12 protein-coding genes are annotated in these 10914 nt (G+C 52.1%); all 12 read left to right on the top strand.

All coding sequences use genetic code 11. From position 1 onward, the window contains the following. Positions 1 to 490, top strand: a 490-nt coding sequence (locus EQY_RS0116210) for a polysaccharide biosynthesis tyrosine autokinase (protein WP_000674376.1), incomplete at its 5' end; no start/stop codon positions are given. A gap of 92 nt (positions 491 to 582) precedes the next feature. Then, complete coding sequence (wcaA, locus tag EQY_RS0116205) at positions 583 to 1422, top strand: colanic acid biosynthesis glycosyltransferase WcaA (RefSeq protein WP_000654503.1); 840 nt, start codon at positions 583 to 585, stop codon at positions 1420 to 1422. 2 nt (positions 1423 to 1424) lie between these two features. Further along, on the top strand, positions 1425 to 1913 hold the full coding sequence (gene wcaB, locus EQY_RS0116200; protein ID WP_000888726.1) for a colanic acid biosynthesis acetyltransferase WcaB: 489 nt from the start codon (positions 1425 to 1427) through the stop codon (positions 1911 to 1913). Further along, positions 1910 to 3127 (top strand): colanic acid biosynthesis glycosyltransferase WcaC, encoded by a 1218-nt coding sequence (wcaC, locus tag EQY_RS0116195; protein ID WP_001023867.1) that lies wholly within the window; start codon positions 1910 to 1912, stop codon positions 3125 to 3127. The genes wcaB and wcaC overlap by 4 nt, the downstream gene beginning before the upstream one ends. Beyond that, on the top strand, positions 3102 to 4319 hold the full coding sequence (gene wcaD, locus EQY_RS0116190; protein ID WP_000107803.1) for a colanic acid polymerase WcaD: 1218 nt from the start codon (positions 3102 to 3104) through the stop codon (positions 4317 to 4319). The genes wcaC and wcaD overlap by 26 nt, the downstream gene beginning before the upstream one ends. A gap of 10 nt (positions 4320 to 4329) precedes the next feature. Further along, positions 4330 to 5076: a colanic acid biosynthesis glycosyltransferase WcaE gene (wcaE, locus tag EQY_RS0116185; protein WP_000927048.1), complete on the top strand. Its 747-nt coding sequence runs from the start codon at positions 4330 to 4332 to the stop codon at positions 5074 to 5076. A gap of 15 nt (positions 5077 to 5091) precedes the next feature. Then, on the top strand, positions 5092 to 5640 hold the full coding sequence (wcaF, locus tag EQY_RS0116180) for a colanic acid biosynthesis acetyltransferase WcaF (protein ID WP_001153562.1): 549 nt from the start codon (positions 5092 to 5094) through the stop codon (positions 5638 to 5640). 26 nt (positions 5641 to 5666) lie between these two features. Next, entirely contained in the window at positions 5667 to 6788 is a 1122-nt protein-coding gene (gmd, locus tag EQY_RS0116175) for a GDP-mannose 4,6-dehydratase (protein ID WP_000048207.1), read from the top strand. Between the two features lie 2 nt (positions 6789 to 6790). Further along, positions 6791 to 7756: a GDP-L-fucose synthase gene (gene fcl, locus EQY_RS0116170; RefSeq protein WP_000043606.1), complete on the top strand. Its 966-nt coding sequence runs from the start codon at positions 6791 to 6793 to the stop codon at positions 7754 to 7756. Positions 7757 to 7758: 2 nt separating this feature from the next. Next, positions 7759 to 8238, top strand: a complete 480-nt coding sequence (gene gmm, locus EQY_RS0116165; RefSeq protein WP_024212618.1) for a GDP-mannose mannosyl hydrolase — start codon at positions 7759 to 7761, stop codon at positions 8236 to 8238. Next, complete coding sequence (gene wcaI / locus EQY_RS0116160; protein ID WP_000699767.1) at positions 8235 to 9449, top strand: colanic acid biosynthesis fucosyltransferase WcaI; 1215 nt, start codon at positions 8235 to 8237, stop codon at positions 9447 to 9449. Before gmm ends, wcaI begins: the two co-directional genes overlap by 4 nt. A gap of 2 nt (positions 9450 to 9451) precedes the next feature. Next, on the top strand, positions 9452 to 10888 hold the full coding sequence (cpsB, locus tag EQY_RS0116155; protein ID WP_000079281.1) for a mannose-1-phosphate guanyltransferase: 1437 nt from the start codon (positions 9452 to 9454) through the stop codon (positions 10886 to 10888). Positions 10889 to 10914: the final 26 nt, after the last annotated feature.

Below are 10914 nucleotides of genomic sequence, written 5' to 3'. Positions count from 1 at the left end.
GTTGTTGATCGACTGCGATATGCGCAAAGGCTATACCCACGAGCTGTTGGGCACCAATAACGTCAATGGCCTGTCAGAGATTTTGCTTGGTCAGGGCGATATTACTACCGCTGCTAAACCCACTTCGATTCCCAAATTTGACCTGATCCCGCGCGGTCAGGTGCCGCCAAATCCTTCTGAACTATTGATGAGCGAACGCTTTGCCGAACTGGTGAGCTGGGCGAGTAAAAACTACGACCTGGTGTTGATTGATACGCCGCCGATTCTGGCGGTAACCGATGCAGCGATTGTTGGTCGTCACGCCGGAACCACGTTGATGGTAGCGCGTTATGCAGTCAACACCTTAAAAGAAGTGGAAACCAGCCTGAGCCGCTTTGAGCAAAACGGTATTCCGGTGAAAGGGGTGATTCTGAACTCCATCTTCCGCCGCGCCAGCGCGTATCAGGATTATGGCTATTACGAATACGAATATAAGTCGGATGTGAAATAACGACACCTGCATTCGCACCGCCCCGTAGGCCGGATAAGGCGTTCACGCCGCATCCGGCAAGCAAACCAGCTCATAAGCCGGGAGAACAACAAATGAAAGACAATCCGCTGATCTCAATCTATATGCCGACCTGGAACCGCCAACAACTGGCGATTCGGGCGATAAAATCGGTCCTGCGCCAGGACTACAGTAACTGGGAGATGATCATCGTGGATGATTGCTCCACCTCCTGGGAACAACTTCAGCAGTACGTCACCGCCCTCAACGATCCGCGTATTACCTACATTCACAACGACATTAACAGCGGGGCGTGCGCGGTACGTAACCAGGCTATTATGCTGGCGCAAGGGGAATACATTACCGGGATCGATGACGATGATGAATGGACGCCCAACCGCCTGAGCGTCTTCCTCGCCCATAAACAGCAACTGGTCACTCACGCCTTTTTGTACGCCAACGACTACGTTTGCCAGGGCGAAGTCTATTCCCAACCAGCAAGTTTGCCACTGTATCCCAAATCGCCGTATTCACGCCGCCTGTTCTATAAACGCAATATCATTGGCAATCAGGTCTTTACCTGGGCGTGGCGTTTCAAAGAGTGTTTGTTCGATACCGAACTGAAAGCGGCACAGGATTACGACATCTTCCTGCGGATGGTGGTGGAGTATGGCGAACCGTGGAAAGTGGAAGAAGCGACGCAGATCCTGCATATCAATCACGGTGAAATGCAGATCACCTCGTCACCGAAAAAATTCTCCGGATACTTCCACTTTTACCGCAAGCACAAAGACAAATTTGACCGCGCCAGCAAAAAATATCAGCTGTTTACCCTCTACCAGATCCGCAATAAACGTATGACCTGGCGCACCTTGTTGACGCTGCTGTCGGTGCGTAACGGCAAACGTCTGGCTGATGGAATACGGGGGCGTTAAGGATGCTGGAAGATCTGCGCGCTAACAGCTGGAGTTTACGCCCGTGTTGCATGGTTCTTGCCTATCGTGTCGCCCATTTTTGCTCGGTGTGGCGCAAAAAGAACGCCCTCAATAATCTGTGGGCGGCTCCGCTGCTGGTGCTGTATCGCATTATCACTGAATGCTTTTTCGGCTATGAAATCCAGGCCGCCGCAACCATTGGCCGTCGTTTTACTATCCATCACGGTTACGCCGTAGTGATCAATAAAAACGTGGTGGCGGGGGATGATTTCACCATTCGCCACGGCGTCACTATCGGCAATCGTGGCGCCGATAACATGGCATGTCCACACATTGGCAATGGCGTCGAACTCGGTGCCAACGTCATTATTCTGGGTGATATCACGCTTGGTAACAACGTCACCGTGGGCGCGGGCAGCGTGGTGCTCGACTCTGTCCCGGACAACGCGCTGGTGGTGGGAGAAAAAGCGCGAGTGAAGGTAATTAAATGAATATTCTGCAATTTAATGTGCGACTGGCGGAAGGCGGGGCGGCAGGTGTGGCGTTAGATCTCCACCAGCGTGCGCTGCAACAGGGGCTGGCGTCACATTTTGTCTACGGCTACGGCAAAGGCGGCAAAGAGAGCGTCAGCCATCAGAACTATCCGCAGGTCATCAAACATACGCCTCGGATGACCGCGATGGCGAACATCGCGCTGTTTCGTCTGTTTAATCGCGATCTGTTTGGCAATTTCAATGAGTTGTATCGTTCCATAACCCGCACTTCGGGGCCGGTAGTCCTGCATTTTCATGTGTTGCACAGCTATTGGTTGAATCTTAACTGCGTGGTGCGCTTTTGCGAAAAAGTGAAAAACCACAAACCAGACATCACTCTGGTCTGGACGCTGCATGATCACTGGAGCGTTACCGGGCGCTGCGCCTTTACCGACGGTTGCGAAGGCTGGAAAACGGGCTGCCAGAAATGCCCGACCTTAAATAACTATCCACCGGTGAAGATTGATCGCGCGCACCAGCTGGTGGCGGGTAAACGCCAGTTGTTCCGCGAGATGCTGGCGCTGGGCTGTCAGTTTATTTCCCCCAGCCAGCATGTGGCTGACGCTTTCAATAGCCTGTACGGTCCAGGGCGTTGCCGGATTATCAATAACGGTATTGATATGGCAACCGAAGCGATTCTGGCGGATTTGCCTCCGGTGCGCGAAACCCAGGGCAAGCCGAAAATCGCGGTGGTGGCGCATGACCTGCGTTACGACGGCAAAACTAACCAGCAACTGGTGCGCGAGATGATGGCGCTGGGAGACAAAATCGAACTGCATACCTTCGGTAAGTTCTCGCCGTTCACCGCTGGTAATGTGGTCAATCACGGCTTTGAAACCGACAAACGTAAGCTGATGAGTGCGCTCAATCAAATGGACGCGCTGGTCTTCAGTTCTGGTGTCGATAACTACCCGCTGATTTTGTGTGAGGCGCTATCGATTGGTGTGCCGGTGATTGCTACCCATAGCGACGCAGCGCGGGAAGTACTGCAAAAATCCGGCGGTACAACCGTCAGCGAAGAAGACGTGCTGCAACTGGTGCAGTTAAGCAAACCGGAAATCGCGCAGGCGATATTTGGTACTACGTTGGCTGAGTTCAGCCAACGCAGCCGCGCCGCCTACAGTGGACAACAGATGCTGGAGGAGTATGTCAACGTCTATCAGAATCTGTAGCTACCTGTTGCTGCCGCTGATTTACCTGCTGGTTAACGTCAAAATTGCCCAACTTGGCGAAAGTTTTCCCATCACCATCGTCACTTTTTTACCTGTCTTGCTGCTGCTGTTTTTAGAGCGCATCAGCGTTAAAAAATTGATGATTGCCTTAGGAATCGGCGCGGGGCTCACGGCGTTTAACTATTTGTTTGGTCAGTCTTTGGATGCCAGTAAATACGTCACTTCAACCATGCTGTTTGTCTATATCGTGATCATTATTGGCATGGTGTGGAGCATTCGCTTTAAAACGATCTCGCCACACAACCATCGCAAGATATTACGTTTCTTTTATCTGGTGGTTGGGCTGGTGGTGGCGCTGGCGGCGGTGGAGATGGCGCAAATTATTCTCACCGGCGGCAGCAGTATTATGGAGTCGATTTCGAAATATCTGATTTACAGCAACAGCTATGTACTGAATTTCATTAAATTCGGCGGTAAGCGAACTACGGCACTTTATTTCGAACCAGCATTTTTCGCTCTGGCGTTAATCTCAATTTGGCTCAGTATCAAACAGTTTGGTATCAAAACGCCTAAAACTGATGCTATGATTCTCGCAGGAATAATATTATCCGGATCGTTTTCAGGTGTTATGACCTTTATCCTGTTTTATTTGCTGGAGTGGGCATTTCAGTATCTGAATAAAGAAGCGATTAAGAAAAAGTTACCGTTAGCATTGATTTCTCTGGCTGTATTCCTGATTGGTGTGGTAATCGCGTTTCCTTATATTTCCACCCGTCTGGGAGATTTAGGCACAGAAGGGTCGTCATCGTATTATCGTATTGTCGGTCCGCTGGTGATGGTCGGTTATTCTTTGACCCATATTGACGGTGTAGTCAGATTTGGCTCACTTTATGAATATGTCGCATCATTCGGAATATTTAACGGTGCGGATGTCGGAAAAACCATAGACAATGGTTTGTATCTGCTGATTATTTATTTTTCCTGGTTCGCGGTGTTTTTATCTCTGTGGTACATGGGGAAAGTGATAAAAATGATGCTCAACGCTTTTGGCGATAATCGTAATTTTCGCGTGCAGCTTTATCTTTTTACGCCGGTATCGCTGTTTTTTACCGGTTCGATATTTAGCCCGGAATATGCTTTTTTAATCGTCTGTCCGTTTATTTTGCGAAAAGCGTTAAATATTACGAGGTAAGAATAAGAACATGTTGCTTAGCATAATCACTGTCGCGTTTCGTAACCTCGAAGGGATAGTCAAAACACATGCCTCGCTAGCGCATCTGGCGCAGGCTGACGATATCAGCTTCGAATGGATTGTTGTCGATGGCGGTTCCAACGACGGCACCCGTGAGTATCTGGAAAACCTCAATGGTATCTATAACCTACGCTTTGTCAGCGAGCCAGATAACGGTATCTACGACGCCATGAACAAGGGCATTGCGATGGCACAAGGCAAGTTCGCGTTGTTTCTCAACTCGGGCGATATTTTTCATCAGGATACCGCAATTTTTGTCCGTAAGTTAAAAATGCAAAAAGATAACGTGATGATCACCGGCGATGCGCTGCTGGATTTTGGCGACGGGCATAAAATTAAACGTAGCGCCAAACCGGGCTGGTATATTTATCACAGCCTGCCCGCCAGTCATCAGGCGATATTTTTCCCGGTATCCGGTTTGAAAAAATGGCGTTATGACCTGGAATATAAAGTTTCTTCCGATTACGCCCTGGCAGCCAAAATGTATAAAGCCGGTTATGCATTTAAAAAACTCAATGGTCTGGTGTCTGAATTTTCTATGGGTGGGGTATCTACCACTAATAATATGGAATTGTGTGCAGACGCGAAAAAAGTCCAACGGCAAATATTACATGTACCTGGCTTCTGGGCAGAATTATCCTGGCATTTACGCCAACGTACTACCTCAAAGACGAAAGCCTTATATAACAAAAGCTGAATATAAGGGAAAACGATGCAAGATTTAAGTGGTTTCTCGGTGCCGAAAGGGTTCCGGGGCGGCAACGCTATTAAAGTGCAATTGTGGTGGGCAGTACAGGCAACAATATTTGCCTGGTCGCCACAAGTATTGTATCGCTGGCGGGCATTTTTATTACGTTTATTCGGCGCAAAAATAGGAAAAAACGTAGTTATTCGTCCGTCAGTAAAAATTACCTATCCGTGGAAATTAACCTTAGGTGATTACGCGTGGGTCGGCGATGAGGTCAATTTATATACCCTCGGTGAAATAACCATTGGCGCACATTCGGTGATATCGCAAAAAAGTTATTTATGCACCGGGAGCCACGACCATGCAAGTCAACATTTCACCATTAACGCCACGCCTATTGTGATTGGCGAGAAATGCTGGCTGGCAACCGATGTTTTTGTTGCCCCAGGCGTCACGATCGGCAACGGCACCGTCGTGGGTGCGCGAAGCAGTGTTTTTAAATCGCTTCCGGCAAATGCCATTTGCCGGGGGAATCCCGCAGTGGTGATACGCGAACGCGTTGAAACTGAATAAATTCAAAAAATACAGAGGAATAAGACATGTCAAAAGTCGCTCTCATCACCGGTGTAACCGGACAGGATGGTTCTTACCTGGCAGAATTGCTGCTGGAGAAAGGTTACGAGGTGCATGGCATTAAGCGTCGTGCATCGTCATTCAACACCGAGCGCGTGGATCACATTTATCAGGATCCGCACACCTGCAACCCGAAATTCCATCTGCATTATGGCGACCTGAGTGATACTTCCAACCTGACGCGTATTTTGCGTGAAGTACAGCCGGACGAAGTATACAACCTGGGTGCGATGAGCCACGTTGCGGTTTCTTTTGAATCCCCTGAATACACCGCAGACGTTGATGCGATGGGCACGCTGCGTCTGCTGGAGGCGATCCGTTTTCTCGGTCTGGAAAAGAAAACCCGTTTCTATCAAGCCTCCACTTCTGAACTTTACGGTCTGGTGCAGGAAATCCCGCAGAAAGAGACCACGCCGTTCTACCCGCGATCTCCGTATGCGGTCGCCAAACTGTACGCCTACTGGATCACCGTTAACTACCGTGAATCCTACGGCATGTACGCCTGCAACGGCATTCTGTTTAACCATGAATCTCCGCGCCGTGGCGAAACCTTCGTCACCCGCAAAATCACCCGCGCAATCGCCAACATCGCCCAGGGGCTGGAGTCGTGCCTGTACCTCGGCAATATGGATTCCCTGCGTGACTGGGGCCATGCCAAAGACTACGTAAAAATGCAGTGGATGATGCTGCAACAGGAACAACCGGAAGATTTCGTTATCGCTACCGGCGTTCAGTACTCCGTGCGCCAGTTCGTGGAAATGGCGGCGGCACAACTGGGCATCAAACTGCGCTTTGAAGGTACGGGCGTTGAAGAGAAGGGCATTGTGGTTTCCGTCACCGGGCATGACGCGCCGGGCGTTAAACCGGGCGATGTGATTATCGCCGTTGACCCGCGTTACTTCCGTCCTGCTGAAGTAGAGACGCTGCTCGGCGACCCGACCAAAGCGCACGAAAAACTGGGCTGGAAACCAGAAATCACCCTCAGAGAGATGGTGTCTGAAATGGTGGCTAATGACCTCGAAGCGGCGAAAAAACACTCTCTGCTGAAATCTCACGGCTACGACGTGGCGATTGCGCTGGAGTCATAAGCATGAGTAAACAACGCATTTTTATCGCTGGCCATCGCGGGATGGTCGGTTCCGCCATCAGGCGGCAGCTCGAACAGCGCGGTGATGTGGAACTGGTATTACGCACCCGCGACGAGCTGAACCTTCTGGATAGCCGTGCGGTGCATGATTTCTTTGCCAGCGAGCGCATTGACCAGGTCTATCTGGCGGCGGCGAAAGTGGGCGGTATTGTCGCCAACAACACGTATCCGGCGGATTTCATCTACCAGAACATGATGATTGAGAGCAACATCATTCACGCCGCGCATCAGAACGACGTGAACAAACTGCTGTTTCTCGGATCGTCCTGTATCTACCCGAAACTGGCAAAACAGCCGATGGCAGAAAGCGAGTTATTGCAGGGTACGCTGGAGCCGACCAACGAGCCTTATGCCATTGCCAAAATCGCCGGGATCAAACTGTGCGAATCTTACAATCGCCAGTACGGACGCGATTACCGCTCAGTCATGCCGACCAACCTGTACGGGCCGCATGACAACTTCCATCCGAGTAACTCGCACGTGATCCCGGCATTGCTGCGCCGCTTCCACGAGGCGACGGCACAGAATGCGCCGGACGTGGTGGTGTGGGGCAGCGGTACACCGATGCGTGAATTTCTGCATGTCGATGATATGGCGGCAGCAAGCATTCACGTGATGGAGCTGGCGCACGAAGTCTGGCTGGAAAATACCCAGCCGATGCTGTCGCACATTAACGTCGGCACGGGCGTTGACTGCACTATCCGCGAGCTGGCGCAAACCATCGCCAAAGTGGTGGGTTACAAAGGTCGGGTGGTTTTTGATGCCAGCAAACCGGACGGTACGCCGCGCAAACTGCTGGATGTGACGCGCCTGCATCAGCTTGGCTGGTATCACGAAATCTCACTGGAAGCGGGGCTTGCCAGCACTTACCAGTGGTTCCTTGAGAATCAAGACCGCTTTCGGGGGTAATGATGTTTTTACGTCAGGAAGACTTTGCCACGGTAGTGCGCTCCACTCCGCTTGTCTCTCTCGACTTTATTGTCGAGAACAGTCGCGGCAAGTTTCTGCTTGGCAAAAGAACCAACCGCCCGGCGCAGGGTTACTGGTTTGTGCCGGGAGGGCGCGTGCAGAAAGACGAAACGCTGGAAGCCGCATTTGAGCGGCTGACGATGGCGGAACTGGGGCTGCGTCTGCCGATAACAGCAGGCCAGTTTTACGGCGTCTGGCAGCACTTTTATGACGATAACTTCTCTGGCACGGATTTCACCACTCACTATGTGGTGCTCGGTTTTCGCTTCAGGGTAGCGGAAGAAGAGCTGTTACTGCCGGATGAGCAGCATGACGATTACCGCTGGTTGACGCCGGACACGTTGCTCGCCAGTGACGAAGTTCACGCTAACAGCCGCGCCTATTTTCTCGCTGAGAAGCGTGCCGGAGTACCCGGGTTATGAAAATACTGGTCTACGGCATTAACTACTCGCCGGAGTTAACCGGTATCGGCAAATACACCGGCGAGATGGTGGAATGGCTTGCGGCACAAGGTCATGAGGTGCGGGTCATTACCGCGCCGCCTTACTACCCACAGTGGCAGGTGGGGGAGAACTATTCTGCCTGGCGTTACAAACGAGAAGAGGGCGTGGCTACGGTGTGGCGCTGCCCGCTGTATGTGCCAAAACAGCCGAGCACCCTGAAACGCTTGTTGCATCTCGGCAGTTTTGCCGCCAGCAGTTTCTTTCCGCTGATGGCGCAACGTCGCTGGAAGCCGGATCGCATTATCGGCGTGGTGCCAACGCTGTTTTGCACACCGGGAATGCGCCTGCTGGCGAAACTCTCTGGCGCGCGTACCGTGCTGCATATTCAGGATTACGAAGTGGATGCCATGCTGGGACTGGGTCTTGCCGGAAAAGGCAAAGTGGCACAACTGGCAACGGCGTTCGAACGTAGCGGACTGCATAACGTCGATAACGTCTCCACCATTTCGCGCTCAATGATGAATAAAGCTGTCGAAAAAGGCGTGGCGGCGGAAAAGGTCATCTTCTTCCCCAACTGGTCGGAAATCGCCCGTTTTCAGCATGTCGTAGAGGCTGATGTTGACGCCCTTCGTAACCAGCTTGGCCTGCCGGATAACAAAAAAATCATTCTTTACTCCGGCAATATTGGTGAAAAGCAGGGGCTGGAAAACGTTATTGAAGCTGCCGATCGCCTGCGCGATGAACCGCTGATTTTTGCCATTGTCGGGCAGGGCGGCGGCAAAGCGCGGCTGGAAAAAATGGCGCAGCAGCGTGGACTGACCAATTTGCAGTTTTTCCCGCTGCAATCGTATGACGCTTTACCCGCACTGCTGAAGATGGGCGATTGCCATCTGGTAGTGCAAAAACGCGGCGCGGCAGATGCCGTATTGCCGTCGAAACTGACCAATATTCTGGCGGTAGGCGGTAACGCGGTGATTACCGCAGAAGCCCATACAGAACTGGGGCAGCTTTGCGAAACCTTTCCGGGAATTGCGGTTTGCGTAGAACCGGAATCGGTCGAGGCGCTGGTGACGGGGATTTGTCAGGCGCTCCTGCTGCCCAAACACAACACGGTGGCACGTGAATATGCCGAACGCACGCTCGATAAAGAGAACGTGTTACGTCAATTTATAAATGATATTCGGGGATAATTATGGCGCAGTCGAAACTCTATCCAGTCGTGATGGCAGGTGGCTCCGGTAGCCGCTTATGGCCGCTTTCCCGCGTACTTTATCCCAAGCAGTTTTTATGCCTGAAAGGCGATCTCACCATGCTGCAAACCACCATCTGCCGCCTGAACGGCGTGGAGTGCGAAAGCCCGGTGGTGATTTGCAATGAGCAGCACCGCTTTATTGTTGCGGAACAGCTGCGTCAACTGAACAAACTTACCGAGAACATTATTCTCGAACCGGCAGGGCGTAACACTGCACCGGCCATTGCGCTAGCGGCGCTGGCGGCAAAACGTCATAGCCCGGAGAGCGACCCATTAATGCTGGTGCTGGCGGCGGATCATGTGATTGCCGATGAAGACGCGTTCCGTGCCGCCGTGCGTAACGCCATGCCATATGCCGAAGCGGGCAAGCTGGTGACCTTCGGTATTGTGCCGGATCTACCTGAAACCGGATATGGCTATATTCGTCGCGGTGAAGTGTCTGCGGGTGAGCAGGATACGGTGGCCTTTGAAGTGGCGCAGTTTGTCGAAAAACCGAATCTGGAAACCGCGCAGGCCTATGTGGCAAGCGGCGAATATTACTGGAACAGCGGCATGTTCCTGTTCCGCGCCGGACGCTATCTCGAAGAACTGAAAAAATATCGCCCGGATATTCTCGATGCCTGTGAAAAAGCGATGAGCGCCATCGATCCGGATCTCGATTTTATACGGGTGGATGAAGAAGCGTTTCTCGCCTGCCCGGAAGAGTCGGTGGACTACGCGGTCATGGAACGCACGGCAGATGCGGTTGTGGTGCCGATGGATGCGGGCTGGAGCGATGTCGGCTCCTGGTCTTCATTATGGGAGATCAGCGCCCACACCGCCGAGGGCAACGTTTGCCACGGCGATGTGATTAATCACAAAACTGAAAACAGCTACGTGTATGCCGAATCTGGCCTGGTCACCACCGTCGGGGTGAAAGATCTGGTGGTAGTGCAGACCAAAGATGCGGTGCTGATTGCCGACCGTAACGCGGTGCAGGATGTGAAAAAAGTGGTCGAGCAGATCAAAGCCGATGGCCGCCATGAGCATCGGGTACATCGCGAAGTGTATCGCCCGTGGGGCAAATATGACTCTATCGACGCAGGCGAGCGCTACCAGGTAAAACGCATCACCGTGAAACCCGGTGAGGGCTTGTCGGTACAGATGCACCATCACCGCGCGGAACACTGGGTGGTTGTCGCGGGAACGGCAAAAGTCACCATTGACGGTGATATCAAACTGCTTGGCGAAAACGAGTCTATTTATATTCCGCTGGGGGCGACGCACTGCCTGGAAAATCCAGGGAAAATTCCGCTCGATTTAATTGAAGTACGCTCCGGCTCTTATCTCGAAGAGGATGATGTGGTGCGCTTCGCGGATCGCTACGGACGGGTGTAAACGCCTTATCCGACCTACGGTTCGGA

The sequence above is a fragment of the Escherichia sp. TW14182 genome, from assembly GCF_000208525.1.
GTDB lineage: Bacteria > Pseudomonadota > Gammaproteobacteria > Enterobacterales > Enterobacteriaceae > Escherichia > Escherichia ruysiae.
Note: the sequence above shows the minus strand (reverse complement) of the source record. Positions and strands in the feature narration are given on the sequence as shown.

Excerpts from the sequence above, each read along its gene's own strand:
- wcaA (WP_000654503.1), top strand. The coding sequence starts at position 583 with ATGAAAGACAATCCGCTGATCTCAATCTATATGCCGACCTGGAACCGC.
- wcaB (WP_000888726.1), top strand. The coding sequence starts at position 1,425 with ATGCTGGAAGATCTGCGCGCTAACAGCTGGAGTTTACGCCCGTGTTGC.
- wcaC (WP_001023867.1), top strand. The coding sequence starts at position 1,910 with ATGAATATTCTGCAATTTAATGTGCGACTGGCGGAAGGCGGGGCGGCA.
- wcaD (WP_000107803.1), top strand. The coding sequence starts at position 3,102 with ATGTCAACGTCTATCAGAATCTGTAGCTACCTGTTGCTGCCGCTGATT.
- wcaE (WP_000927048.1), top strand. The coding sequence starts at position 4,330 with ATGTTGCTTAGCATAATCACTGTCGCGTTTCGTAACCTCGAAGGGATA.
- wcaF (WP_001153562.1), top strand. The coding sequence starts at position 5,092 with ATGCAAGATTTAAGTGGTTTCTCGGTGCCGAAAGGGTTCCGGGGCGGC.
- gmd (WP_000048207.1), top strand. The coding sequence starts at position 5,667 with ATGTCAAAAGTCGCTCTCATCACCGGTGTAACCGGACAGGATGGTTCT.
- fcl (WP_000043606.1), top strand. The coding sequence starts at position 6,791 with ATGAGTAAACAACGCATTTTTATCGCTGGCCATCGCGGGATGGTCGGT.
- gmm (WP_024212618.1), top strand. The coding sequence starts at position 7,759 with ATGTTTTTACGTCAGGAAGACTTTGCCACGGTAGTGCGCTCCACTCCG.
- wcaI (WP_000699767.1), top strand. The coding sequence starts at position 8,235 with ATGAAAATACTGGTCTACGGCATTAACTACTCGCCGGAGTTAACCGGT.
- cpsB (WP_000079281.1), top strand. The coding sequence starts at position 9,452 with ATGGCGCAGTCGAAACTCTATCCAGTCGTGATGGCAGGTGGCTCCGGT.